At 71.1% G+C, this 25,943-nt stretch carries 21 protein-coding genes; 2 read left to right on the top strand and 19 right to left on the bottom strand.

All coding sequences use genetic code 11. The features are described 5' to 3' along the window. Positions 1–29 precede the first annotated feature (29 nt). Positions 30–374, bottom strand: coding sequence for an NAD-dependent epimerase/dehydratase family protein (locus tag LCN96_RS39600; protein ID WP_225267538.1), 345 nt, complete (start codon positions 372–374; stop codon positions 30–32). Between LCN96_RS39600 and LCN96_RS39605 the strand changes: the two genes are divergently transcribed. Next, the gene (locus tag LCN96_RS39605) at positions 360–671 is read left to right on the top strand and encodes a hypothetical protein (protein ID WP_225267539.1); all 312 of its coding nucleotides are present in this window, start codon (positions 360–362) and stop codon (positions 669–671) included. The two genes, LCN96_RS39600 and LCN96_RS39605, sit on opposite strands and share 15 nt — an antisense overlap. Here LCN96_RS39605 and LCN96_RS39610 read toward each other — a convergent pair. From LCN96_RS39610 to LCN96_RS39635, 6 genes are all read right to left on the bottom strand, one after another. Next, positions 637–2,661, bottom strand: a complete 2,025-nt coding sequence (locus LCN96_RS39610; protein ID WP_225267540.1) for a prenyltransferase/squalene oxidase repeat-containing protein — start codon at positions 2,659–2,661, stop codon at positions 637–639. The genes LCN96_RS39605 and LCN96_RS39610 overlap by 35 nt on opposite strands. Next, the gene (locus LCN96_RS39615; protein WP_225267541.1) at positions 2,655–5,231 is read right to left on the bottom strand and encodes an alpha-mannosidase; all 2,577 of its coding nucleotides are present in this window, start codon (positions 5,229–5,231) and stop codon (positions 2,655–2,657) included. Before LCN96_RS39615 ends, LCN96_RS39610 begins: the two co-directional genes overlap by 7 nt. Beyond that, positions 5,216–5,791, bottom strand: coding sequence for a D-sedoheptulose-7-phosphate isomerase (locus LCN96_RS39620; protein WP_225267542.1), 576 nt, complete (start codon positions 5,789–5,791; stop codon positions 5,216–5,218). The genes LCN96_RS39615 and LCN96_RS39620 overlap by 16 nt, the downstream gene beginning before the upstream one ends. A gap of 147 nt (positions 5,792–5,938) precedes the next feature. Further along, positions 5,939–6,904 (bottom strand): ROK family protein, encoded by a 966-nt coding sequence (locus tag LCN96_RS39625; protein WP_225267543.1) that lies wholly within the window; start codon positions 6,902–6,904, stop codon positions 5,939–5,941. Positions 6,905–7,011: 107 nt separating this feature from the next. Beyond that, a complete protein-coding gene (locus LCN96_RS39630; RefSeq protein ID WP_225267544.1) occupies positions 7,012–8,055 on the bottom strand; it encodes a LacI family DNA-binding transcriptional regulator in 1,044 nt (347 codons plus the stop codon). Further along, the gene (locus tag LCN96_RS39635) at positions 8,052–9,857 is read right to left on the bottom strand and encodes an MBL fold metallo-hydrolase (RefSeq protein WP_225267545.1); all 1,806 of its coding nucleotides are present in this window, start codon (positions 9,855–9,857) and stop codon (positions 8,052–8,054) included. The genes LCN96_RS39630 and LCN96_RS39635 overlap by 4 nt, the downstream gene beginning before the upstream one ends. A 74-nt stretch (positions 9,858–9,931) precedes the next feature. Between LCN96_RS39635 and LCN96_RS39640 the strand changes: the two genes are divergently transcribed. Then, positions 9,932–11,566, top strand: a complete 1,635-nt coding sequence (locus LCN96_RS39640; RefSeq protein ID WP_225267546.1) for a beta-N-acetylhexosaminidase family protein — start codon at positions 9,932–9,934, stop codon at positions 11,564–11,566. 65 nt (positions 11,567–11,631) lie between these two features. On the opposite strand, the gene LCN96_RS39645 is transcribed toward LCN96_RS39640, so the two are convergent. From LCN96_RS39645 to LCN96_RS39700, 12 genes are all read right to left on the bottom strand, one after another. Beyond that, the gene (locus LCN96_RS39645) at positions 11,632–13,134 is read right to left on the bottom strand and encodes an FAD-dependent oxidoreductase (protein WP_225267547.1); all 1,503 of its coding nucleotides are present in this window, start codon (positions 13,132–13,134) and stop codon (positions 11,632–11,634) included. After that, a complete protein-coding gene (locus LCN96_RS39650; protein WP_225267548.1) occupies positions 13,131–14,840 on the bottom strand; it encodes an alpha-amylase family protein in 1,710 nt (569 codons plus the stop codon). Before LCN96_RS39650 ends, LCN96_RS39645 begins: the two co-directional genes overlap by 4 nt. Positions 14,841–14,843: 3 nt before the next feature. Continuing rightward, positions 14,844–16,190: a GH1 family beta-glucosidase gene (locus tag LCN96_RS39655; RefSeq protein WP_225267549.1), complete on the bottom strand. Its 1,347-nt coding sequence runs from the start codon at positions 16,188–16,190 to the stop codon at positions 14,844–14,846. Next, a complete protein-coding gene (locus LCN96_RS39660) occupies positions 16,187–17,014 on the bottom strand; it encodes a carbohydrate ABC transporter permease (protein ID WP_225267550.1) in 828 nt (275 codons plus the stop codon). Before LCN96_RS39660 ends, LCN96_RS39655 begins: the two co-directional genes overlap by 4 nt. Then, positions 17,011–17,913, bottom strand: coding sequence for a carbohydrate ABC transporter permease (locus tag LCN96_RS39665; RefSeq protein ID WP_225267551.1), 903 nt, complete (start codon positions 17,911–17,913; stop codon positions 17,011–17,013). Before LCN96_RS39665 ends, LCN96_RS39660 begins: the two co-directional genes overlap by 4 nt. A 19-nt stretch (positions 17,914–17,932) precedes the next feature. Beyond that, positions 17,933–19,324, bottom strand: a complete 1,392-nt coding sequence (locus LCN96_RS39670; RefSeq protein ID WP_225267552.1) for an ABC transporter substrate-binding protein — start codon at positions 19,322–19,324, stop codon at positions 17,933–17,935. A 336-nt stretch (positions 19,325–19,660) separates the two neighbouring features. Further along, entirely contained in the window at positions 19,661–21,259 is a 1,599-nt protein-coding gene (locus tag LCN96_RS39675; RefSeq protein ID WP_225276156.1) for a solute symporter family protein, read from the bottom strand. 17 nt (positions 21,260–21,276) lie between these two features. After that, positions 21,277–21,606: a DUF485 domain-containing protein gene (locus LCN96_RS39680; RefSeq protein ID WP_225267553.1), complete on the bottom strand. Its 330-nt coding sequence runs from the start codon at positions 21,604–21,606 to the stop codon at positions 21,277–21,279. A 165-nt stretch (positions 21,607–21,771) separates the two neighbouring features. After that, positions 21,772–22,596: a carbohydrate ABC transporter permease gene (locus LCN96_RS39685; protein WP_225267554.1), complete on the bottom strand. Its 825-nt coding sequence runs from the start codon at positions 22,594–22,596 to the stop codon at positions 21,772–21,774. After that, the gene (locus tag LCN96_RS39690; RefSeq protein ID WP_225267555.1) at positions 22,593–23,477 is read right to left on the bottom strand and encodes a carbohydrate ABC transporter permease; all 885 of its coding nucleotides are present in this window, start codon (positions 23,475–23,477) and stop codon (positions 22,593–22,595) included. The genes LCN96_RS39685 and LCN96_RS39690 overlap by 4 nt, the downstream gene beginning before the upstream one ends. After that, positions 23,474–24,736: an ABC transporter substrate-binding protein gene (locus tag LCN96_RS39695; RefSeq protein ID WP_225267556.1), complete on the bottom strand. Its 1,263-nt coding sequence runs from the start codon at positions 24,734–24,736 to the stop codon at positions 23,474–23,476. The genes LCN96_RS39690 and LCN96_RS39695 overlap by 4 nt, the downstream gene beginning before the upstream one ends. Positions 24,737–24,776: 40 nt before the next feature. Further along, the gene (locus tag LCN96_RS39700; protein ID WP_225267557.1) at positions 24,777–25,934 is read right to left on the bottom strand and encodes a trans-sulfuration enzyme family protein; all 1,158 of its coding nucleotides are present in this window, start codon (positions 25,932–25,934) and stop codon (positions 24,777–24,779) included. Between the last annotated feature and the right edge of the window lie 9 nt (positions 25,935–25,943).

Here is a 25,943-nt window from a genome sequence, read left to right on the forward strand (position 1 = left end):
GGGCGGCGGAGAAGGTGACCGGCTCGGGATCAGGGTGACAGGACGCGCGCGGTGGCGAGCCATCCCTCGCGGGCGCTGGGGTAGCGGGGTGCCCACCCCGCCGCCTGGCGGAAACGCGCGTTGCTGACGCGCGGCGAACGGGTGAGCGAGGTGAGCCGCTCACCGAACACGTACGCCAGCCGCCCTGGCCCGCGCACCCACGTCGCCGCCCCGGCGGCCCTTGCGAGCGCCTGCGCGTAGGCCCGCTTGGTCAGCGGCTCGTCGTCCACGACGTTGTACGTGCCCCCCGGCACCGTCAGCGCGGCCACCACGGCGGAGGCGGCGTCGGCCAGGTGGATCGAGGAGACGTACCCGCCGGGGTGGCCGAGGATCATGCCGACGTGGTGCCGGGCCTGCGCGAAGAGCTGTTCGAGGGCATGTGGCAGGGCGTGCTGGCAGGCGGGTACGCCGAGGGGGCGCGGTGGATCGCGGAGCAGCGGGAGCTGGGCAGGGTCCAGACCGGTGACCCGGAGGCCACGGCGGCCGTGCTGCTGTCCTCGCTCACGTACTATCCGCTGCTCCGCCTCCTGATCGGCCACACCCCCGGCGACCTGGAGCCCGAGCGGTTCCTCGCGGCCTGGGTCGAGCACGCCGCCGTCACGCTCGGGCTGCCGCCCGCCGCCCGTCCGTAGCCGCGAGCACCTGCTCGCACGCCAGCAACAGCACTCCCGCGCTCCAGGCGTGCGACAGCGTCAGGTACATGCCCTTCGGCTGGAAGCAGTCCGTCTGGTAGTAGCGTTCGGTGATCATGCCGCGGTAGGCGTTGAGGTCGCCGTCGGCCGCCGGCAGGAGCTGGCGGAAGCACTCCAGCGTCTCGTGCGCCCGCTCCGCGTAGTACGGGTCCCCGAGCGCCTGCGACAGCTCCACCAGCTCCGCCGTGCACACCAGCCCATACGCGTGCAGGTGCTGGTTCGACGGCGAGGCCTGGTCGGCGCCGCGGGTGGCGAAGCCGTAGCGGCCGAGCGGGGTCCGGGGGCCGAAGCGCACGTTGTAGGTGTAGCGGAAGGTGAGCGTCCAGTCGGCGGCGCGGCGGGCCAGGCCGAGCCAGCGGGCCGCGCCCGTGCGGCGGTGCAGCGCCATGTACGCCATCACGGCGGCGTACCCGTCCTCCGAGGTCGGGGCCAGGTCCACGTCCTCGGGGGCGCCGTAGACGAACTCGTCGTGCACGAACGAGGCGTAGTACTCCCCCGCCCGCTCGGCCGCCCGCAGGTGGTCCGGGTCGCCGGACTCGGCGAGCGCGGCCACCCAGGTCAGGCCCGAGGCGCCGGACCAGGACAGGACCTCGCCGGTGGCGGCGTGGTGCAGTGTGCCGAGGTTGCCGTCGGCGCGCTGGCGGGCCGCCATCACCCGCAGGTTGGAGCGGGCGGCCGCCTCCCAGGCCGGGTGCGGCCGGTGGCGCAGCGCGCGCAGCAGGAAGAGGGTGGCCTCGCCGAGGGTGCGCGCGTGCAGGGCGTCCTTGACGTGACTCCAGCTCTGCGACCAGCCCGACTGCCGGTACCAGGTGCCCCAGAACGTCCCGGACGGCGACAGGTTGGCGCAGATGAAGTCGATGACCCGTTCGGCGGCGGCGACGTGCTCAGGCCGTCCCCTCCGCAGCCCGTGCTCCAGGAGCGCCGCCGCCCACGGGATCCCGCTCACCCAGCCGACGTGCATGGCCTGCCGGTCCACGCGCTCGCCGTTGGTGCCGCTCACCTCCCTGTCGAACCCGACCGTCTCCAGCAGCACGCCGGGGTCGGGGTCGTAGTGCCAGCGGTACAGGCCCTCGGCGGCGATGTCGGCGGCCTGCGCCACGTCCTCCCACGGCTCGACGGGCGCGCCGGGCAGCCGCAGGTCGCGGTCCTCGCGCAGGAGCGGCGCGTACGCGTGCCGGTCCGCCGGCAGGGCGCTGGTCGCGAGCGTGAGGACGTGCTCCTGACCCGGCTCCCACACGTGCGTGGCCGCGTGGGCGGGCACCGCGAGGGCGGAGCCGTAGTAGGTGACGGGGAACTCCCGGTACGGGAACAGCAGCGCGATTGTCGCCCGCCCGTCCTCGTGCTCGATGGCCAGGCCCGTCGGCCCGACCGGCGAGTGCTCGTCCGCGATCAGCGCGGTGCCGCCGGTGTCGCCCCAGACCAGGACGGCGGGGGTGGCGGCCCGGTCGGCGCGGAAGCCCCAGCGGGCCGAGACCATCTCCTCGGGGCGGTCGGCGCCGGGCTCGAAGCGGGGGAAGACGCGCTGGCAGGCCGCCGGGCGGTTCTCGCCGTAGAAGAGGCCGGGGATGAGCCACCACGGGTCGCCGACGGCCGTCACCGATCTGCTCACGCGGACGGTCGCGGCGGACGGCTCGGCGCCCTCGTACCGGATGCGCAGGCTCAGCCCGCGGCGGCCGGTGGGGCGGCGCTCGCCCCACGCCCACTCCACGCTGAACGGCCCCGCGGCGTCCAGCAGCTCGACCAGCACCTCACCGCCGTCGGGGTCGGCGACGACGACGCGCGGCGCCGGCTCGGGCAGGCGGGCGAGCGGCCCACCGACCGCATCGGCGTGCGGCGGGTCCGCGAGCTCGCCTGGCCGAAACGCGTCCTGCGGCGGGTCCGCGAGGTCGCCGGGCCGGGGTGGGTCCGCGAGCGGCCCGGCGGTCACCACGCCTCCACGGTGAACGCGCCCTTGCGCACCCCCAGCTCGACCAGGTCCGTCTCCATCGCGGAGAGCGGGTCGTCCAGCGGGATCCGGAACGTGCGGATCTCGCTCGGCCCGAAGTCGGCCGTCAGCCTGATCCCGGCCATGGGGATGTTCAGCGTCGCGACCGCCGCCCGCCCCGTGGTCTCCACGGCCCGCACCACGAGGTCGCGCGGCGCGTCCTCGTGCAGCTTGACCGCCGTGACCATGACCTGCGCGCCGCCGTCGTCCAGGTAGCCGCGCGCGCTGGGCAGCGGGCCGTCGTGGAAGCTCTCCAGCATCGCCCGCACCGGCGAGCCGAGCAGCGCGGCCCGCCGGGTGAGCCCGGCCGCGCGCCAGTCGCCGGCGTGCGGTACCAGCAGGTACGTGAACCGCTGCGTCCCCTGGTCCTGGAAGGAGTAGTAACCGTCGGGGTCCAGCAGCCGGGGGTCGTGCCAGGAGTAGACCGGGCTGCGGACGGCGGTGATGCCGATGCTGTGACCGCGCCCCGGGCTCGGCGGGGAGACGTCGTAGCCGTGCTTGGCGTTGTTGATCACGGCCAGGCCGGCCCGGGTGCCGCGCACGGAGCCCGACAGGTCCACCCACGACTGGGCCGGCTCCTCGGCTCCGTCGATCGGCCTGTTCAGGTGGGCGAACGGGATCTCGTACGTGGCCACGGGGCTCTCCAGCCCGACGGGGAAGCGCAGCTTCATCAGGTGCGCCTGCTCCCGCCAGTCGAGCGTGACCCGCACCTCGACGGCGTCGTCGTCGCCCGCGCCCAGGATGAACTCCTCGGCCATCGTGGAGCGGCCCCACTCGCGCTCGACGCGCAGGCGGGCCCGCAGCGGGCCGTGCTCGCGCAGCACGATGGCGGTGGTGACCATCTCCTCGCCCGGCCAGTCGTAGGAGACGACCCGGTGGCCCCAGGTGTCGGTGGGGTCCTCGCAGACCTGGGTGTGCGGGCCGGCGGCGCCGGCCAGCAGGTCCACGCCGGTGCGCTTGTCGACCAGGCTGGACAGCCAGCCGGTGACGGGGTCGAGCTCCAAACGGAGCACGTCGTTCTCCAGGCGGCTCGCCGAGGCGAGCAGCGTGCCCGCCGGGTGCGCGCCGGGGCCCTGGCGCAGCCGGTAGAGGCGGTAGCCGAGCGCGGGCAGCTCCGCCCGGAACACGGTGGCGCCGCGCCCCTTGTCGTCGGTGGTGGCGACCGACTGGGTGCGCTGGCAGGGCACGTCGGCGCCGTCGGCGTCCACGACGTGCACGCCGTTCGGGGCCAGGCCGTACTGCATCTCGACCCTGGTGGTGACCGGCCACGGGTGCGGGTTGAACACGACGACCGGCTGCGTGCCGCTCTCCTCGGGCACCGCGATGTCGCGGGCGATCATGTTGTGCGCCCTGGTGATGATCCGCTTGGAGATCGCCACGGCTTCGCCGAGCTGGTCGCGGGCGTCGTCGTAGGCGGGCTCGATGGCCGAGCCGGGCAGCACGTCGTGGAACTGGTTGAACAGCACCTGCTTCCACGCCCGCTCCAGGTCGGCGCGGGCGTCGTGGCCGGCGACGGCGGCCCACCGCTCGGCCGACAGCACCGCGGCCTGCGCCCTGCGCTGCCAGGCCTTGATGCCGGAGTGCGCGGAGTAGCAGCCGGCCGCGTGGTGCTGCAGGTCGTCGCGCCACACGGGCAGCTCCGCCAGGCCCTGCTCGCCGAGCCGCTTGGCCATCTCGTCGAAGTAGCGGCGCGGGGACGACATCGTCAGCTCCCCGAACGTGCCCATCCGGTCGTAGCGGTGGATGGACTCGATGTTGGCCTTGGTGGGGCCGCCGCCGTGGTTGCCCACCCCGTAGAAGATCATCAGGTCGCCGAGGGAACGGTCGAGCTGGCCGAGCGCCTTCTCCGTCTGCCCGGCGACCTCGCCGGGCGGGCTGCAGTACTCGAACGGGATCCGGTAGGCCAGCACCCGGCTGCCGTCGGGCGCCTCCCACCAGAACATCGTGCCCGGCAGGTCGCTCTCGTGCGGTCCTGGACGTAGGAAGCAGTACGAGTCCATGCCCTGGCCGCGCAGGATGGCGGGCAGCATGGCGTTGTGGCCGAACGGGTCCACGTTCATGCCGACCGAGGCCGTGACGCCGAACTTCTCCTTGAGGTAGCGCTGCCCGTACAGGCCCTGCCGGACGAACGACTCGCCCGACGGCATGTTGCAGTCGGGCTCCACCCACCAGCCGCCGACCATGACCCAGCGGCCCTCCGCCACCTTCTCCTGGATCCTGGCGAACAGCTCGGGGTCCGACTCCTCCACCCACGACAGCAGCACGACCTGGTCGCAGGTGAAGACGAAGTCCGGGTACTCGTCCATGCGGTGGATCGCCGACCAGAACGTGGCCCGCGCCTCCTGGTAACCCTCCTGCCACGGCCACAGCCACACCGGGTCGAGGTGGGCGTTGCCGATCATGTGCAGGGTACGGCCGGGGGAGGCCACGGGCCTGGGCGCCCTGGGCAGGTCGCGCGGCTGGTCGCCGGAGGGCGCGTTCGACATGGGGGCCCGCCGGGTCATGCCGCCGCCCATGCGTCGACCTTCTCGCTGATCATGTGCAGCATCAGTGTGTGGATCTCCTGGATGCGCGGGGTCTCTGAGCTGGGGGCGAGGAGGAGGTGGTCGGCGTGCTTGGCGGCGGCCCCGCCGTCGCCACCGCCGAACAGGACCGTCACCGCGCCGTTGGACTGGGCGACCTCTAGTGCGCTGACCACGTTGGGCGAGTTGCCGCTCGTGGTGAACGCGGCCACGACGTCGCCGGGCCGGGCGAGCGCCCTGACTTGACGGGCGAAGACGTCATCATAGGCGTAGTCATTGGCTATGCAGGTCATAACGGTCGCATCGGTGGTGAGCGTGACCGTGGGCAGGGGGCGGCGGTCGCGCTTGTAGTGGCCGATCAGCTCGCCGGTGAGGTGCTGGGCGTCGGCGGCACTGCCGCCGTTGCCCATCGTGTAGAGGGTGCCGCCGCGGGTGAAGGTGTCGATGAGCAGGTCGGCGGCTGCCTCCACGGCGGGCAGCAGCGCCGTCATGCCGCGGGCGGCGGCCAGGTGACCTGCCACGTGCTCGGCGAGGACGTCAGTGATCGGGGGCATCGGGGGAAGATCAGGCATCGGGGGTCTTTCCTGAGGCGAGTTCAGGCGTCGGTGCCGGTGACCGCACCGGGCTCCGGCGATGGCGTCAGGCGCCGGCGCAGACGGTGGCACAGACGGTGGCACAGACGGTGGCGCAGACGGTGGCGGTCAGGCCTTGGCTCCGGTGACGAGGTCGTGGGCGACGGCGCCGGCGCCGACCACGCAGACGCCGTCGCCGAGCTTGGCCAGCTCGAAGCGGGCGGCGCGGGCGGCGGGCGGCATGGCGTCCCTGGCGACCGCCGCGGCGACGGGGTCGAGGAGCCGGGCGCCGGATCGGGTGACGCCGCCGCCGAGGACGACGAGCTCGGGCTCGAACGCGTTCACCAGGTCGGTGAGCGCCGTTCCCAGTGCCCATGTGGTTTCGTCCCACACTTCGACGGCGAGCGCGTCACCCGCCTCGGCCGCGCGGGAGACGTCCTCCGCCCTGGGCTGGGCGAGTGCGGACAGCGAGGAGGGCCGGCCGGCGGCCAGCGCCTCGCGGGCGCGCTCGGCGATGGAGGTGCCCGACGCGTACGCCTCCAGGCAGCCCCGGCGCCCGCACGAGCACAACCGCCCGCCCGGACGCACCATGACGTGCCCCAGCTCACCGCCGTTGCCGGCCGCGCCGCGGTGCAGCCGGCCGCCGATGACGGAGCCGCCGCCGACGCCCGTGGAGATGGTGAGGTAGAGCATCGTGCTGGTGCCGCGCCCCGCGCCGTACCGGAACTCGCCCAGCGCGGCGGCCGTGGCATCGTTCTCAAGCGCGGCCGGTACGCCGAACGCCTCCGTGGCCAGCGCGCAGATCGGGACGTCGATCCAGCCGGGCAGGTGCGGCGGGCACTGCAGGACGCCGGTCGTGGTGTCCAGCGGGCCGCCGCACGAGATGCCGACAGCGGCCACCTCCGGCACGCCGGCCTCCGCGATCGCCTTCCTGCCCAGGTCGAACAGCCTGGTCAGGACGTGCCGCGGCCCCTCCTCCCTGCGGGTGGGGGTGACCTGCCACCCGTGGATCAGGCCATCGCCTGTGACCACGCCCGCGGCGAGTTTCGTGCCGCCGATGTCCAGGGACAGGACGGCGGGAAGATCGTGCTCCATTGGGCCTCCGACGGGAACGACTGCCGCGTTGAGGCTGTGACATCGTTCCCACACGGGATCCTAGGGCGACCTTTCCCCGTGGGTCAACGCACCGGACGGGAGAAATGTCAGAGGGCGGGGGGCGGCGCGGTCGACCCGCGCTCGACGAGCCGCACGTTGAGCACGGTCGTGACGGAGTCGGACTCGGGCCGCTCGATGCGCTCGTCCAGCCTGCGTACGGCGGTCGCGCCCAGGTTGAAGGTGTCCTGCGAGACCGCGCTGACCGTGGGCGAGACCATGCTCATCCACGGCGCGTCGTCGAAGGCGACGAGGCTGATGTCGCCGGGCACGCGCAGGCCCAGCTCGCCGATCGCCCGCCAGACACCTTCGGCGAGCACGTTGTTGGCGGCGAACACGGCTGTGGGACGATCCGGGCCACGCAGCATGTCGAGCGCCCGGCGGCGCGAGTCGGCGACGTCCCAGCCGGAGGAGACGACGAGGTCGGGATCCACCTTGATGTCGCCGGCGGTCAGCGCCTCCAGGTAGCCCTGGTAGCGCTCGTAACCGGTGGTCCAGTCGGTCTCGTCGATGAACAGCGCGATCCTGCGGTGGCCGAGCCCGACGAGGTGGGCGGTGGCGGTGCGGGCGCCGACGCGGTTGCCGACGACCACGCCGTCGGTCGAGCCGGCCGCGAACTGCCGGTCCACCTCGACGACGGGGATGCCGTGGCCGGCGAGGTAGGTGGAGACGGCCGAGGAGTTGGGCGTCACGACCACCCCGGCCACGCGCAGCGCGACCAGCGCCTCGGCGGCCTCGCTCTCGGCCTGGGCCGACAGGCTCGTGTCGGCCAGCACCATGGTGTAGCCGCGCTCGCGGGCCTCCCTGCTGGCGCCGGCGGCCAGCTCCGCGTAGAACGGGTTGCGCAGGTCGCTCACCAGGACCCCGACCGACCGGCTGACCTGCTGCTTGAGCGTGCGGGCCATGACGTCGGGCACGTAGCCCAGCTCGGCCGCGGCACGCAGGACCCGCTCGCGCACGTCGCTGGCGGCGTAGCCGCGCCCGGTGAGCGCCCGGGAGACGGTGGAGCGGGAGACGCCGGCGGCCTCGGCCACGTCCTTGATGGTGGGGCGGCGGGAACGGCTGAGGGGGGTGCTGCGCCGTTCTATGGTCATCGAATCCCTTCCCCGACCACGTCGACGAGTGCCTCGGCGTGCTGTCCGAGACGCAGATCGCCGATGGTCACGTCGACTGCGAGGCGAACGCGGCGTCGTGGCACGACGTCGGCGCCGAGACGGAGATGCACCTGCTCCATACCCCCTCCGGGCAGCCTAAGCGTCAGGGATCCCTGCTCGCGCCGCCAGCCGGGCGGCACCACCGGCTCGACGGTGGCCACGACCTTGTCCGGCCACGGGTTGCGCACGGTGGCGGTCAGCACGACCTCGCCGCCCGCGGGGACGCTCGTATAGTACGGCGTCAGCCGGCACAGCACGCCGTCCGCCCCGAGGTCGATCCGGTCCAGCGGGAGCAGGTCGTGGTGCAGCGCGACCAGCTCCTCGCCTCGTTCGGTCAGCATGTGCAGGTAGTCGTCGTCCACCCAGCGGGGTCGCCAGTGGCCGCTGACCATGAGATCGGGCCGCAGGCGCCGGTAGAGCGCGGCGCTCCGGCGGTAGTCCTCGATGCGGAACCTATTCTTGTACTGAAAATTCAGAATCTCCTGGCGTTCGCCGGGAATCCCCATCCCGTCCTGCTGGTCGCCGGTCACCAGCACCCGGTGCCCGTCCACCTCGAACTCGTACGCCGCCGCGAACAGCGTGTGCCCCGGCAGGTCGTGCACCGTGATCTCGTACTCCCGCCAGCGCACCGTCTCCCCCAGCCCGAGCACGCGGTCGGCCGGGATCGGGTCGAACCACTGGCACGGCAGGTCGTGGTGGAGCGGCGTGGCCAGGATGGGCGCCATGTGGGAAGGTGCCCAGATCGCGGTGCCCTCGACGTCGCGCAGCAGCGGCATGCCCGCCACGTGGTCGTCGTGGTAGTGGGTGGGCAGGGCGACCTCGACGGTGGTGACGCCGTGGTGCTCGCGCAGCGCGGGCAGGGAGGCCAGCCAGGGGCGCCGGGCCTCGCGGGCGGTGCTCTTGACCAGCCCCGTGCACATGTCGTAGCCGAAGTCGAAGACCATGGCCGCGCCCGACTCCGACAGCAGCACGTAGCTGTGGGACTGGCTGCTCCTGTTCATCAGCAGGTGCGGTGTGACCTGCACGAACGGGTTGTTCAGCAGGCCGCGCACGTCCCAGGGGTGCGGGCGGCGGAAGTCCACGTAGCGCTGCATCGCGGCCGACAGCCGGGTCAGGGCGTCGCCGGGGTCGATCATGGGCTCGCCGTGCGAGGGCAGCAGCACGTCGAGCTCCTCCCGCTGGAGCAGCTCCGCGCTGAGGACGACCATGGCGGGGCCCTCGTTCTCGGTGTACGACCACTGGGTGGCGGCCAGGGACCACACCTTGCCGGGGGCGTAGATCAGGTCACCGGTGAAGGCGGCGCGGCCCACCACGTACGTGACGGAGCCCGGCGTGTGACCCGGGGTGGGCAGGACGCGCACGTCCACCCCGCCGTATTCGGCCGTCCGATACTCCGGCACCACGTCCGTGATCGCGACCGGCTCCAGCAGCGAGAAGCGGTCGTCGCGCAGGTCGTAGTCGTTGAGCAGCTGACGCCCCGCCCACATCTCGCCGACCTTCTCGAACAGGTCGCGCTCGACGGGCGGCACGTGGATCTCCACGCCCGCCTCGGCCGCCCGGTGCAGCCCCTGCACCTGGTCGCGGTGGTGGTGGGTGACGAGGACATGGGTGAGGCGGTCGAGGCCCAGCTCGCCGAGCAGGTCGAGGACCCGCCCTGAACCGAAGTCGACGGCGATCCCGGTGCGCTCCTCACCCTCGCGGACGGGAGCCTTGATGACGTAGACGTGGCAGGTGTCCTCCACGCGGAGCACCCCGGGCACAACTTCGGTTACATCCATACCCACGAGGCAGGATCCTATCCGGTATCGTTCCCACAATGGATGTCCTGGAGTGGATTGTTCCCTGTCCGAAAAAGGCCACTTTCGGTATTTCGCACGTCGAGCTGTGTGACGCTGGAGTCCAGGGCGACACCGCTTCCGAGAGTGCCGTCACCGAGCTGCGCCACGCGCTCGGCTCCCCCGCCTGCGCCACGCCGCTCGTCCAGGTGCGCGTCGACGCCGGTGCCGGGCTGCCGCCGGAGGGGTACACGCTGACGGCGGGCGACGGCCGGGTCTCGATCGTGGGAGCCGATCCTGCCGGGGCGTTCTACGGGGCGCAGACCCTGCTCGCCATGGCCGGGGCGCCTTGTGCCGAGCACGCGGTGTGCGTGCCGGAGTCCGACGTGCGCGACTGGCCCGACCTGCCGCTCCGGGGCACGATCGAGGGCTTCTACGGCACGCCGTGGACCCACGCCGACCGCCTGGACCACCTGCGGTTCTCCGCCAGGCACAAGCTCAACGCCTACGTGTACGCGCCCAAGGACGACCCGTTCCACCGGGAGCGGTGGCGGGAGCCGTACCCGGAGGAGGAGCTGGCGCGGCTGGCCGAGCTGGTCGGGCAGGCCGCGGCGCGGCACGTGCGCTTCGTCTTCGCGCTCAGCCCCGGCCTGTCGATGGTCTACAGCGACCCGGCCGACCGGGCGGCGCTGCGGGCCAAGGCGGAGCAGGTGTGGCGGGCCGGCGTCAGGGAGTACGCGCTGCTGTTCGACGACATCCCGCCCGAGCTGAGCCACCTGCCCGACCGGGAGGCGTACGGCACGGCGGAGGGGGCGAGCGCGAGCGCCCACGCGGCGGTGTGCCGCGACTTCGCCGAGCACTTCCTCGCCCCGCACGGCGCCGACCGGCCGCTGACCATGGTGCCCACCGACTACGCGGGCACCGCGCGCACCGCCTACCGCGACCGGCTGGCGGCGGAGCTGCCCGCCGACGTGCTGGTGTGGTGGACGGGCTCCGACGTGGTGGTGGGCGCGATCTCCGCCTACGACATGACGGCCGCGGCGGCCTCCTACGGGCACCGTGTGGCGCTGTGGGACAACTTTCCCGTCAACGACTTCGACTTCTCCAGGGTGTTCCTCGGGCCGCTGGTCGGGCGGGCCACGGAGCTGGAGGACGTGCCGATCGAGGGCATCACGGCCAACCCGATGGTGGAGGCGGCGGCCTCGCGGATCGCGCTGACGACGGTGGCCGACTACGCCTGGCACCTGGCGGCCTACGACCCGGCGCGCGCGCACGAGCGGGCGATCCGGCTGCTGCCCGGGGCCGCGGAGCTGCTGCCGCTGGTGGAGGCGTGCTCGGCGTGGCCGCCCGGCGACGACCAGAGCCCGGCGCTGACCGCGCTGTGCGCCGCCGCGCTGGAGGGCGGGCCCTACGAGGGGCTGCGCGCCGAGCTGACGCGGCTGGCGGAGCTGCCTTCTGACGTGCCCGGGCCGATCGCCAGGGAGCTGGCCCGGTGGGTGTCGGCGGCCAGGGACATGGGCGCGGCCGGGCTGGCCGCGCTCGACCTGCTGGCCGGGGCGGGCGGCCTGGCGGCGGCCGAGGAGGCGCTGGCCCGCGCCGAGGCGCACGAGGCGAACGTGCTGCGCAAGGTGATCCCGCCGTTCGCCCGACAGGTGCTCGAACGCGTCACCGCCTGAGACGCGGAACGGCCCGTGGCGGTGAGGCGCACCTCACCGCCACGGGCCGTTCCATGGCACGCGGGTCAGAGTGACAGCACCTGACCGGCCGCCCGCAGCTCCTCCTGCAGCGCCGTCACGTCCACGTCCTGCACCGCCTTCCCGCTCCCCGCGGCCCGGGCGGCGGCCAGCCCGGCGGCGTGCCCGAGCATCTGGTACTGCACCTCCATCCGGATGGAGGAGAACGCCACGTGCGAGGCCGACACGCACACCGGCACGAGGAGGTTCGCGCATTCCTCCCGCCGCGGCACGATCGCCCCGTACGGGATCGGGTACGGCGCCACCCCCACCGACAGGTACCCCTCGGTCACCACCATGGGCACCGGGTCGGGATGCTCGTACACCTCCCGCCAGGTCCGCTGCACCTCACGGATGTCCAGGTGGTAGGACCCCATCGCGACCACGTCGGGCCGCACCCCTCCCCGCACCAGGTCGTGCTCGGTCAGATGCGTCTGCCCCAGCATCCGCCGCGCCTCGCGCACGTAGAGCTGGTGCGGCAGGTGCCCGGTGTCGGCGAACTCGTCGGCGGGCAGCCCCCACCGCGACAGCTCGGCCCGCACGGCGGCGGGCACCTCGGGGTCGTGGGAGAGGAAGTGGAGCAGGTCCTGGGCGTGGTGCAGGTGGTGCAGGCGGATGCGCTCGCGTTCGTCGGCGCCGGCGTCGGGGTAGGCCCAGGCCGAGCGGTCGAGCACGCTGAGCGAGAACGGCCCCAGCGAGTTGCCGTCGCACTTGCCGTGGGGCAGGTTCGGCTCCAGCCCGACCAGGCGTCCGGCCCGGGGCTCGACGCCCTGCTCGCGCCAGTGGCGGAAGAGCCGCCGCCCCAGCTCCCAGTGCTCCTCGTCGTAGCCGGGCCGCCGCTCGAACGGGATCCGGTCGGGCGCGGTGCTCATGCAGACGCGGTAGCCGTACGACATCACGCCGCCGTCACCCGCGCCCACCTCGGCCATCGGCCCGTCGGCGACCTGCGGCAGCAGCGTGCCGTCAGCGCGGAACGGCGAGATCCACGGCGGGAAGTTGTGCATCCCGGGCACCACCTCGCGCCGCCCGGCGAACCTCTCCCCGTGCAGCGAGCGGTCCTCGCGGCCCACCCGGTACGACACCCCGGCGGCGGCCAGCAGGTCACCCTCGTAGCTCGCGTCCACGAAGACCCCCGCGGCGTGCTCCCCCACCGAGCCGATCCGGTCCCCGGAGGTGACCACCGCGCCCAGCGGCGCGTCGAACACCACCTCCACGCCCGCCCGGTCCAGCCAGGACAGGAAGATCTCCTCGGCGACATGCGGCTCGGGGCCCGCGTAGTGGCCGGGCGCCACCCCGTAGGCGTCGGCGACCGCCTGGCGGAACTCCGTGGCCATGCCGCCCAGCACGCGGGCGTCGCCGACGTCGGTGTAACCCAGCCCGCCGGAGGTCATGCCGCCGACGTGCCGGCCGGGTTCGAGCAGCACGGTGTCCAGGCCGCGCCGGGCGGCGGCCACCGCGGCGCACACGCCGGCCGAGGTCGCGCCGTACACGACCACCTCGGCCTGCCTCATCGCAGCCCCCACCAGGCCGCGATCTGCTCCAGGTCCGCGCCGCCGATCGGCTCGCCGGTGTTGTCGATGCGCTCGACGTAGTACAGGGCGGGCACCCCCAGCTCGGGCTGGGCCCGGGCGTAGGCGAGCCAGTCCGCCTTGCTGGGCATCGGCCACTGGTCGGTGTCGATCAGGTGGTGCGGCAGGGCGTGGGTGGCCACCGCGTGGCGGTAGCGGAGCTGGTCCACGGCGGGCACGAGGTCGCCGCGGGCGTCGTACTCCAGCACGTCGTTGAGCCTGATCATGTCGCTGACGTCGGCGAAGGCCGGGTGCGGGGTGTGGGTGATCATGAGGGCGTCGGGTTTGACCTGCTTGGCGGCGTCGTACATGGTGGCGAGCAGCTCGTGCAGGAGGGCGATGCCCCAGGTCGAGCCGTACGTCTTCAGGTGCGAGCCGCTGGGGGACCACTGCGTGAAGTCGATCTTGAAGCCGTCGGCGCCGAGGTCGCCCAGCAGCCGCCGCATGATGGCCCGCACGCGCAGCCGGTAGGCGGGGTTCGACGGGTCGGCGGCCACGGGGCGGCCGCCGGCGTCCGTCACGCACTCCTCGGGCGGCAGCCCGTCGGCCGACCAGGCGCGCCACCACAGCAGCACGCGCTGGCCGCGCGCGTGCCGGTCGGCGATCCACTCGCGCAGCCCCGGCCACTTGGCCTCGTCGGGCTCGCAGTCGCCGTAGGTGAGCTGCCAGCGGTCGTCGATGACGATCGTGCCGGGCACGATGCCGTGCTCCTCCAGCGTGCCCAGCCACTCGTCGTACAGCTCGCGCCGCGACAGCTCCACCGGGGAGCCGCCGTCGGCCCTGGCACACTGGGCGCCCCAGCCGCAGAAGATCGGCCGGCTCCACCAGCCGGCCGGCTCGGGGACCCGCGACGGGGCCAGGCCGTGCTCGACGAGGTCGGCGCGGTGCTGAGTGATCGCCTCCCAGGGCGAGGAGGCGACGCGGAACACCACGGCGGGCGAGGTCCACGAGCCGCGCACCTCGGTGTGGCACTCGTAGTCGAAGCGCAGCAGCGCGCCGCCGTCCAGCGGCTCGTACGTCAGCTCGGTGAAGGTCAGGTCGGCGATCCCGGCGCGCACCGACGCGCTCAGCCAGTCGCCGTCCGGGACGGCGGTGGCGCCGTCCGGCTCGGCCTTGCAGAAGGCCAGCACCAGCGGCGGCGGGGAGAAGACGGCGTGCAGCCGGCCGGGCGAGGCGTCGCCGACGACGGTCAGCGCGACCGGCGCGGACACCGGCCGCACCACCCGCACGGGGTGCGCGGGCGTGGGGCTGAAGACGCCGCGCGCGTGCACTGCGGAGCGGAACGTGCCGGCGGCGCGGGTGTTGAGCACGGCCCTGCCGCCCATCAGCGTCACGTCACCGAGCACGCCGTCGCCCTCGACCCGCACCTCCAGCGCGATCGTCTCGGGGGTGCAGGTCAGGCGGACCGTCTTGGCCTGCCACTCGGTGGTGCGCTGCGGGAAGTCGAAGATCGCCACGTCGCCGCGCTCGACGAGCACGGGCGGCAGCGTCTCGTACGTCTCGTCACGCCCGCCCCTGGTGTTCACCGAGGCCAGCAGGTTGAGCGTCATCCAGCCGACCAGCTCGGCGCTGGGGTCGGTGCGCGAGACGGTCAGATGGTAGTGGCCGCTGTCCAGGTGGTAGGCCGTGTCAGTGGTGGTGATCCGCATGGGTTAGCCGTAAGCCTCGATCCTGGGCAGGGCGGGGGCCGTGCCGCCCCCGGCGATGAGCCGGGCGTAGTAGCGCCCGGAGTCCTTGACGGTGCGGGCTCCGGTGGCGTAGTCGACGTGGACGAGCCCGAACCTGGGCCGGTAGCCCAGCGCCCACTCGAAGTTGTCCATGAGCGACCAGTGCAGGTAGCCGCGCACGTCGGCGCCCGCGTCGAGAGCCTCTTGCACAGCCGCCACGTGGTCGCGCAGGTAGGCGATCCTGCGGGTGTCGTGCACCCGGCCGTCGTGGGCGGGCGTGTCGCCGAAGACGCCGCCGTTCTCGGTGATCATCAGCGGGGTGCCGGGGAAGCGCCCGCTCAGCCCGGCGAGCAGGTCGCGCAGCGCGCCGGGGTTGATCTCCCAGCCCTCGTCGGTCCTGGCCACGTCGCCGCTGGGGCCGACCACCTTCCAGGGGAACGGGTCCGGCGGCGCGGCGGCCATGACCCGGCGCGTGTAGTAGTTGACGCCGAGGAAGTCACTGCGCCCGCCGATCGCGGCCTCGTCGCCGTCCTGGATGAAGTCCAGGCCGTGGCCGAGCGCCCGTTCCCAGTGTTCGCGCATGTCGGCGGGGTAGCCGTCGCCGAGCAGCGGGTCGAGGTACCAGCGGTTGACGTAGCCGTCGGAGCCCCGGGCCGCCGCCCGGTCGGCCTGGCTGCCGGTGGCCGGGTCGCAGGGGAACAGGCTCAGCGCGCACCCGGCCCTGGTGCCGGCGTGCGCGTGCAGCACGTCGGCCGCCGCGCCGTGGCCGAGCAGCACGTGGTGCCCGGCCTTGACGGCGGTGCCCAGGTCGGCGACGCCGGGGGCGTGCAGGCCGAGCTGGTAGCCGAGCAATGCGATGATCCACGGCTCGTTCTGGGTGATCCACCAGGTCACACGGTCGGCCAGCCGGTCGGCCACCGCCTGGGCGTAGGCGGTGAAAGCGTTTACGGACGAGCGCTCGGCCCAGGTCAGGCTCGACGGCATGTCCCAGTGGTTGAGTGTGAGCACCGGCTCGACGCCGGCCTCCAGCAGCGCGTCGGTGAAACGCTCGTAGTGGTCGAGCGCCTCGGGGTCGGCGTGCGCGCCGTCCGGCATCACCCGCGACCAGCCGGTCGAGAAGCGGTAGGCGCTCAGCCCCAGCTCCTTGACCAGCTCCACGTCCTCGCGCCAGCGCAGGAACGAGTCGCAGGCCCGCGAGCCGTCGCCGCCGCCCTCGACGGCGCCGGGACGGCGGCAGAACACCTCCCACACCGACTCGCCGCGGCCGTGGTGCCCCTCGATCTGGTACGCGGAGGTGCCCGCGCCCCACAGGAACCCGTCGGGGAAGCTCATCCCTTGCTCCCGGTCGTGGCGATGCCCTTGACGAAGTGCTTCTGGCCGAGGAAGAACAGGATGATCATCGGGATCGTGGTGATCACGCTCGCCGTCATGACGATCTCCCAGTGCCACTCGCCGCCGAACCCGAACTGGTCGAGCAGCGCCTTCAGCCCGCGCGGCACGGTGAACATGCTGGAGTCCCGCAGGTAGATGAGGGGCCGCATGAGGTCCGTCCACGCCGCCTGGAACTCGAACAGCAGCGTCACCACGACCGCCGGCTTGCACAGCGGCAGGGCCATCCTGGTGAAGATCGTCCAGTTGTTCGCACCGTCGATCTTCGCCGCCTCGAACGGCTCGCGCGGCAGGCCCATGAAGAACTGCCGCAGCAGGAAGATGTAGAACGCGCTGCCGAACAGGTTCTGCGCCCACAGCGGGGTCAGGGTGCCGACCATGCCCAAGGAGTTCCAGATCAGGAACACCGGCACCATGGTGACCGCGCCCGGCAGCATCATCGTGGCCAGCAGCAGGCCGAACAGCGCGTTCCTGCCGGGGAAGCGGAAGTAGGCGAAGCCCCACGCCACCATCGCGCTGGTGATCGTCACGGCCGTCGCGGCCAGCACCGTCACCAGCAGCGTGTTGAACATCCACAGCGCCAGCGGCGCCTCCTGCCACACCTGGATGTAGTTGTCGAAGGTGAACGTCTCGGGCAGGATCCGGTGGTCGAACACCTCGCTGCGCGGCTTGAAGGAGGCGCTGAGCAGCCAGATGAACGGGTAGATGAACGCGACGGCGAACGCGCTCAGCGCCGCCCAGATCAGGATCTTGCGCAGGCGCCTCACGGGTTGCCCCCTTCGTAGTGCACGAACCGCCTGGTGACCAGGAACTGCACACCGGTGATCGCCATGATCACGATGAACAGCAGCCAGGCCAGCGCGGAGGCGTACCCCATGTGCAGGAACTCGAAGGCCTGCTGGAACAGGTAGATCGCGTAGAACAGGGCGGCGTCGTTGCTGTAGGTGGTGTTGCCCGCGCCGAAGAAGGCGGTGTACGCCTCGGTGAAGGACTGTAGGGCGTTGATGCTGTCCACGATGAACAGGAAGAACAGCGTGGGACTGATCATCGGCACGGTGATCCGCAACGTGCGCCGCCACCAGCCGGCCCCGTCCACCAGGGCGGAGTCGTACAGCTCCTGGGGGACGCCGCGCAGCGCCGCCAGAATGATGACCACCGACGCGCCGACCGTCCACAGGCTCATCAGCACCAGGCCCGGCTTGATCCAGGCCGGGTCGGTGGTCCAGGCGGGGCCGTCGATGCCGAAGATGCCGAGGAAGCCGTTGATCAGGCCGTTCTGGCCGTTGAACAGCATCAGCAGCAGGATGCCGACCGCGACGGGCGGCGTCATCTTGGGCAGGAAGAAGGCCGTGCGGAAGAAGCCGGTGGCCCGGGTGGCGCTGTTGAGCAGCAGCGCCAGGCCGAGGGAGACGACGAGCTGGATGGGCACGGACATCACGGTGAACAGGAACGTGTTGCGCAGCGCCAGCCCGACCTTCGGATCCTCGAAGAGGGTCACGTAGTTGTCGAAGCCGATGAACGACGGGTCGTTGATCACGTCGTAGTCGGTCAGCGACAGGTAGGCGCTGTTGATCACGGGCCAGGCGGTGAAGATCAGGAAACCGATGATCCAGGGGCTGATGAACAGCAGCGCGGCCCTGGTCTCGATGAAGCGCATGGTTCTCATGCGCGGTGCTCGGGCCATCTCAGTTCGTACGCTTCGTCCAGTCGGCCCATGCCTTGTCGAGTGCCGCCTGGGCGTCCTGCTGGGCCTTGTCGAGCGCGGCCTGCGGCTCGTCCTGGCCGTTGAGCACCCGGTTCACCGCGCCCTGCCAGGCGTCCTTGAACTCCTTGTCGGCCGGGTTGGCCGGCAGGCTGAAGGTGTTCTGGTTGGCCTCGTAGACGGCCTTGACGCCGGAGTCCCAGGGCTCGCCGCCGGAGGTGAGCATCTTCTGGATCTCCTCGTCGGCCTTGACGTTGCCGGTGAGGATGCCGGTGAACGGCTTGCCGTCGGCCTTGCGCTTGTCCACGCGGGCCTGGGCGGCGGCCTTCCACGACTCCACCAGCGTCATCGTCTTGGCGAAGCGGCAGGCGGCGCCGGGGTTCTTGGAGCCCTTGGGGATGGCCCACGACGAGCCGGAGGAGTAGGCCAGCGGCTTGCCCTCCGGGGTGCGGAAGGTGTCGAAGGCCATGGGGGCCTTGGGCGAGACGTCGTTGAGCACGTTGACGTACCACTGCTCCATCGGCATGGCGCCCAGCGCGTCCTCGGCGAACTGGTTGCCCTTGCCGAAGAAGTCGGCCGAGTCGCGCACGGCCTTGACCTTGGCGAAGCCGCCCTGCGCGTCGTAGACGGCGACCGCGAACTGCAGCGCCTTGACCACCTCGGGGCTGTTGAGCTGGGCGGTCTTCCCGTCGGCCGACAGCAGGTCGGCGCCGAGGGACTTGGCCCACAGCGGCAGGAACTCCGGCAGCTTGCTGTCGAAGCCGATCACCTGGAGCTTGCCGCCGGGCGCCTTGACCAGCTTCTTGGTCGCCGCGGTGACCTTGTCCCAGTCGGAGCCGTTGACGTCCTCGATCGTCAGGCCGGCCTGCTTGAGCAGGTCGGCGTTGGCCATGGTGATCTGGACCTGGTTGAACTCGGGGATCGCGTAGACCTCGTTGCCGAACGTCACCTGGCTGAGCGCGTTCTTGTTGTACATCGAGGTGTCGATCTGCTCCCCCTGGACGCACGACGTGAGGGGGATGATCGCGCCCCGCGAGGCGAAGGTGCCGATCTGGTCGCGGTTGGCGTAGATGATGTCCGGCGGGTCGCCGGCCGCCACCGCCGACAGGAACTGCTGGATGTCGAGGTCGCCCTCGATCAGCTTCACGTCCGCGCCCTTGAGCGACTTCTTGGCCAACTCGACGCGGGTCTCGCCGATCTCGTCGGTGGCGCCGAAGCCCATGACCGAGATGGTGCCCTGGTAGGAGGCGCCGGGGTTGAACTGGCCTGCCGACGGCGCGGGGGCCGCGGCGCCACCGGTGCCCTTGGCACACGAGGTGAGCGCGAGCGCGAGCGACAGCGACAGGACGGACCAGCGGACGAGCGGGGTTCTCATTGGGGGTTTCGCCTCCACACTGAACAAGCGGGGCATCAGGCATGCTGATGACGGCCACGTGGCGCCAGGCCAGTGTGGCAACGTTCACACATCTGAGAACGTACCCATACCGCTGAAATCCCGTCAACCACTCACTTCACTGCGTTTCTGTCCTGTTAACAAGTCCAGCGGTGTGGGACGCCGCACTGGGACGCCGCACTGGACGCCCGCACCTCCTGCCCCGCCGGGGATCGCGTACACGCGAGAGGGCCCGGCCGTTGACACGGCCGGGCCCTCAGGGGACAGGGCGCCCCGGGGCAGGGGGGTCGGGCGCCCCGTATATGGATGGAGCAGGCGTCAGTGCTCCGAGGCCTTCTCCGCCCCCACACCCGTGAGCGAGCGGACCTCCATCTCGGCCCACTTGCTGGCGTTGTACTCCTTGCTGAGCACCGTGCCGAGCCAGCCGCACAGGAAGCCGAGCGGGATCGAGACGATGCCCGGGTTGCTCAGCGGGAAGATCACGAAGTCGGCCGTCTTGAACAGCGCCGTCTCGCCGCCGGAGACGACCGGCGAGAAGATCACCAGCACGAGGGCGGAGACCAGGCCGCCGTAGATGGCCGACACCGCGCCTGTCGTGTTGAACCTCTTCCAGAACAGGCTGTACAGGATCGCGGGCAGGTTGCCGGAGGCGGCCACGGCGAAGGCCAGGGCCACCAGGAACGCCACGTTCTGTCCCTGGGCCAGGATGCCGAGGCCGATCGCGACGGCGCCGATGACCAGGGCGGAGATGCGGGCCACCACGACCTCCTGGCGCTCGCTGGCCTGGCCGCGCTTGAAGACGTGCGCGTACAGGTCGTGCGAGAAGCTGGAGGAGGAGGCCAGGGTCAGGCCCGCGACCACGGCCAGGATCGTGGCGAAGGCCACCGCGCCGATGAGCGCCAGCAGGATCGTGCCGCCGACCGGGCCGAAGATGTCCGCGCCGATCTGCTGGGCCAGCAGCGGCGCGGCGGTGTTGCCGGCCTTGTCACCCGCGACGATCGCCTCCTTGCCGACCAGGGCCGCCGCGCCGAAGCCGAGGACCAGGGTCAGCAGGTAGAAGGCGCCGATGATGCCGATGCCCCACAGGACCGACTTGCGGGCGTCCTTGGCGGTGGGGACGGTGTAGAAGCGGATGAGGATGTGCGGCAGGCCCGCCGTCCCCAGCACCAGCGCCAGGCCGAGGCTGATCAGGTCGATCTTGCCGGCCAGGCCCTGCGCCTCGGTGCCGTACTTCAGGCCGGGGCTGAGGAAGCTCTCAGGGTTGGCCTTGGGGCCGCTGACCTGGGCGGCCTGGCCGAGCAGCCCCGACAGGTTGAAGCCGAACTTGGCCAGCACCAGCAGCGTCACCAGCGCGGCGCCGCCCATCAGCAGCACGGCCTTGACGATCTGCACCCAGGTGGTGCCCTTCATACCGCCGAACACCACGTAGATGATCATCAGCGCGCCCACGCCGACGATCGTCCACGCCTTGCCCGCGTCGCTGGTGATGCCGAGCAGCAGGCCGACCAGCGCGCCCGCGCCGACCATCTGGGCCAGCAGGTAGAAGATGCTGACGACGATCGTGGACACGCCCGCCGCCGTACGGACCGGGCGCGGGCTCATCCTGAACGCCAGCACGTCGGCCATCGTGAACTTGCCGGAGTTCCGCATCAGCTCGGCCACCAGCAGCAGCGCCACCAGCCAGGCGACGAGGAAGCCGATCGAGTAGAGGAATCCGTCATATCCGGACAGCGCGATGATGCCCGCGATGCCGAGGAAGGAGGCGGCCGACATGTAGTCGCCGCCGATCGCCAGGCCGTTCTGCACGCCGCTGAACGACCTGCCGCCCGCGTAGTAGTCGGCGGCCGTCTTGGTCTGCCGGCTCGCCCAGAAGGTGATCGCCAGGGTGGCGGCCACGAAGGCGAGGAAGAGGATCATCCCCAGGGTCGTCGAGCTCACTGAGTCTTCTCCTCCACCTCGTGGCGCAGCTTGTCGGCGATCGGGTCGAGCTTGCGCTCGGCGTGCCTGGCGTACGTCCACGCGATGAGGAAGGTGGACACGAACTGCAGCAGGCCGAGGACCAGGCCGACGTTGATCTCGCCGAGCAGCTTGATCCCCATGAAGCCGCGCGCCCATCCTGACAGCACCACATACAGCAGGTACCACGCGAGGAACGCCACGGTCATGGGGAACGTCCAGCGGCGGAAGGCCCTTTTCAGCTCCTGGAACTCACTGCTCTCCTGCACTTGTTCATAGACCGACGCGTCATGTTCTCTAGTCGTCACGAGACCTCCACTGTGATGCGGATCACGCCCAACGTAAGAGCGCAACCTACCCGTCGTGGAGATCCGTAGGTGGGTTGTTCGGTGAGGCGGTGCCGTCCGGCGCTTAGTTGGGGATGGCCTGCGGTGAAAGGTCCTTCTAGTGCGATGAGCGGTCGGCCATCCCTTTCACCCCTTTACGGCCCCCGCCGTGAGTCCCTCCACGATGTAGCGGCGGATCGCGGCGAACAGGACGAGCGTCGGCACCACCGAGACGACCGTGGCCGCCGCCATCGAGCCCCAGTCGATGTCGTACTGGGTGATGAAGGAGTTCATCGCCACCGGGATGGTCTTGGCGTCCTCGCTGTCGATGAACGTGATCGCCAGGAACAGCTCGTTCCAGCACTGCACGAAGGCGAAGATGAAGGTGGCCGCGATCCCCGGCAGCATCACCGGGATCACCACCCTGACCATGGCCGCCAGCCGCGAGGCCCCGTCCACCTGCGCCGCCTCCTCCAGCGCCACCGGCACCCGCTCGTAGAAGCCGCGCATGATGATCGTCGAGAACGGCACCAGCATCGCCACGTACACCAGCATCAGCCCCGCCAGCCGGTTGAGCAGGTCGAGGTCGGACATCAGCAGGTAGAGCGGGCCGAGCGCGATGAACAGCGGGATCATCTGGGTGACCAGGAAGGCCAGCATCAGCGCGCCCCTGCCGGGGAAGGCGAAGCGGGCCAGCGTGTAGCCGCCCAGCACGCCGATCACCGTGACGGCCGCGGCGGCGACGAGGGAGACGAGCAGCGAGTTCAGCAGGTAGGTGCCGAAGTCGGCGAAGGCGAACAACTCGGCGTAGTGCTCGAAGGTGAGGTTCGCCGGCCAGTAGCGCAGCGGCACCGAGAAGATCTCGGGCTTGGGCTTGAGCGAGGTGACGACGATCCAGTACAGCGGGAACAGGGTGATCAGCAGCCAGGCGGCCAGCACGACGGCCTTGGCCGCGCTCGCCAGGCGCCTCATCGGGCCTTCTCGAATCGGGTGGCGTTCAGGTAGAAGATGCTGAAGGCCAGCAGCAGGGCCAGCACGAGCAGGCCGACCGCGCCCGCCCGGCCGTAGTCGCCGCCGATGACCTGCTGGATGAGGAACGTGGTGACGATGTCGGTGCTGCCGGCCGGGCCGCCGCCGGTCATCGCGTAGATGAGGTCGGGGAAGTTCAGGATCCAGATGATCCGCAGCAGCACGATCAGGGCCAGCGTGGGCCGGATGTGCGGCAGCGTGACGTGCCAGAACCGGCGCAGCCGGGAGGCCCCGTCCACGGCCGCCGCCTCGTACAGCTCGCCGGGCACCGACTGCAGCGCGGCCATGATCATGATGGCGAAGAACGTGACGCCGTACCAGATGTTGGCCACGATGACGGAGGTCATCGCCCAGCCCGGCGAGGCCAGGAAGCCGATGCGCTCCTCGATCAGGCCCGCCTTCAGCAGCAGGTCGTTGACCACGCCGAACTGCCCGTTGAACATCCACCGCCACAGCAGCCCGATCAGGAACCCCGACATGGCCCACGGGAAGAACACCCACGCCTGGTAGAGCCCCCGCCCGCGGAAGTGTCTACGCAGCAGCAACGCCAGGCCGAAGCCGAGGAGGAACTGGAAGAACAGCGAGACGGCCACCCACGTGCCGGTGTTGCGCAGCGCCGTCCAGAAGCGGTCCTCGGCCAGCACGGCGCGGAAGTTCTCCAGGCCGACGAACGGGGTGGCGGTGATGTCGAACAGGTTGTAGCGCTGAAAGGCGATCACCGCGCCGCGCACCATCGGGTAGTACGTGAACAACACGACGAACACCACGCCAGGCAGCAGGCACAGCGCGATGAAACGGGCCCTGCGGACGGTGAACGTCCTCATGAGACCTTCTTGGCCTGGTCCACCCAGAAGGCGTCCCACGCCTTGAGCACCTCGGCGGTGCCCTTCTTGCCGGTGATCAGGGACTGGACGTCGCGGTCGGAGTCCACCAGGAACTGGCTCCAGCCCGGGTAGTCCACCGGCCTGATCGTGATCACCTGCTTCGGGTCCTGCTGGGCCTGGAGGTACGCCTTCCACGCGCCCTGAGAGAACTGCGGGTCGTTCTGCGCCTCCTTGGAGATCGGGATGAGCGAGTTGCCCTTGGCGAAGGCGATGCTCTGCTCGGCTTCCGACAGGAACTGCACCAGCTTGACCGCCTCGGCGGGGTGCTCGCTGAAGGAGGTCACACCCCAGCCGGCGTAGCCGACGGGCTGGTAGGCGTACCCGGTGGGGCCCTTGGGGATGGGGGCGGTGGACCAGGCGGTCACGCCGCTCTCCTCGACCGTCTTGATCACCTCGGGGTCCTGGATGAGCATGCCGGTGACGCCCGAGGTGAAGCCCTGGACCATCTCGGGGTAGCCCCAGGACACCGAGTCGGGCGGCGACGCCTCCTTGAAGATCTTGACGAAGAGGTCGAGGGCCTGCGCCGCCTCGGGGGTGGAGAAGATCGTGCGCTTGTCCTTCAGATAGAAGGATTTCTCCGGATTCAGCTGGTCGCCGTTGTAGGCGCTGATCATCATCACCGCGTAGTCGGCGCCGCCCTTGCCGCCTCTGAAGGAGTAGCCGTACCGGTCGCCGGTGGTCATCCGCTTGCCGGCCTCGTACAGCTCCTGCCAGGTGGCCGGGGGCGCGGTCATGCCGAAGTCCGTACGGTAGAACAGCGTGCGCTGGTAGAACCCGTACGGGATCAAGTACGCCTTGCCCCCGACCTCCACCGCCTTCTTCTGGGCCAGCTCGGTCAGGGCCGGCCAGCCGGCCCACTCCGTGGTGGGCAGCTCGGCCAGCCAGCCGTTGTTGGAGAAGGACTTGGCCGTGTGGTCGCGCACCTCCAGCACGTCCAGGCCCTTCTTCGTCTGCAGGATCTGGGTGATCTTCTGGTCGGCGCTGTCGAGCGGCGGGGAGATGAGCTCGACGGTGACGCCCGGGTTGGCCCGCTCGAAGTCGGCGAGGAGGGACTTGATGAGTTTCGTACGTTCGGGGCCGGTCAGGCTCTCGATCATCCGCAGCCGGATCTCGCCCGGCTGACCGGAGGAGCCCGAGCCGCAGCCCGTGAGCAACAGCGTGACGACGGTGGCCGTGGCCACCAGGACGGGGTTTCTCATGACGAGCCTCCCGCGAGGTCAGACAGCGCTGTCAATCACGTTAGGCGGACATTCCCTCCAGGGCCAGACCGAGATCCTTGATCAGGATCTCCGCGGGCTCCAGGCCGACCGAGAGCCGCACGAGGCCCACGGGGATGCCCATGGTGGCCCGCACGCTCTCCTCGGTGGACAGCGCGGGCGCGTTCACCAGGCTCTCGAACCCACCCCACGACACCCCGATGCGGAAATGTCGCAACCTGGCGAGGAACGCCCCGACCTCCGGCCGCGACTCCGTGTCCAGCTCCAGGCTGAACAGGCTGGAGAAGCCGGACATCTGCCGCACCGCGATCGCATGCCCCGGATGCGACGGCAACCCCGGATGGTTCACCGACCGCACGGCGGGATGGTCGCGCAGGAAAGCCGCCACCGCCAGCCCGCGCTCCTGGTGCGCCGCCATCCGCACCGGCAGTGTGCGCAACCCCTTGATCACCTTGGCGGCGTCGTGCGGCGACATGGCGGCCCCGTAGAGCTGGTACTCGGTCAGCGCCAGCGGCCTGATCAGCCGGGCCGGCCCCACCACCACCCCGCCGACCAGGTCGCTGTGCCCGCCGATGTACTTCGACAGCGAGTGCACGACCAGGTCCACGCCCATGGTCAGCGGCTTTTGGAACAGCGGCGTGGACCAGGTGTTGTCCATCACCGTCACCAGCCCGCGCTCCCGCGCCCACCCCGTCACCTCGGCGATGTCCACCACCGCGTAGGCCATGTAGGAGGGGGACTCGAAGTAGAGTAGGCGGGTGCTCGCCGTGATAGCGCTGTCACCTTCCCCGAGGTCCCTGACATGCGTGTGCGTGACCCCGAACTTCTCCAGGTATCTCAGGAACTGGGTGGTCGGCCCGTAGACGGCGCCGAGCACCAGCACGTGGTCACCCGCCGACACCAGCGAGGAGATGGTCGCCGAGATCGCGCCCATGCCCGACGCGAAACACTTCGCCCGCTCTCCCCGCTCCAGCGCGGCAAGCTTACGCTGGGCGAGATCGACCGTCGGGTTGGTCCCCCGCCAGTAGACGTAGCGCTCGTCCTCGTTCCTGACGGCCTCGCCGAGCTCCTCCGCCGTCGCGAACGTGAACACCGAGTTCTCGAACACCGGTGGGTTGACCGCTCCCAGCGTCCAAGGCTCGTCCTCACCCAACCGGCCACAGATCCAGTCATCATCCATGGGGGCACA

Origin of the sequence: Nonomuraea gerenzanensis (genome assembly GCF_020215645.1) — a bacterium.
Lineage (GTDB): Bacteria > Actinomycetota > Actinomycetes > Streptosporangiales > Streptosporangiaceae > Nonomuraea > Nonomuraea gerenzanensis.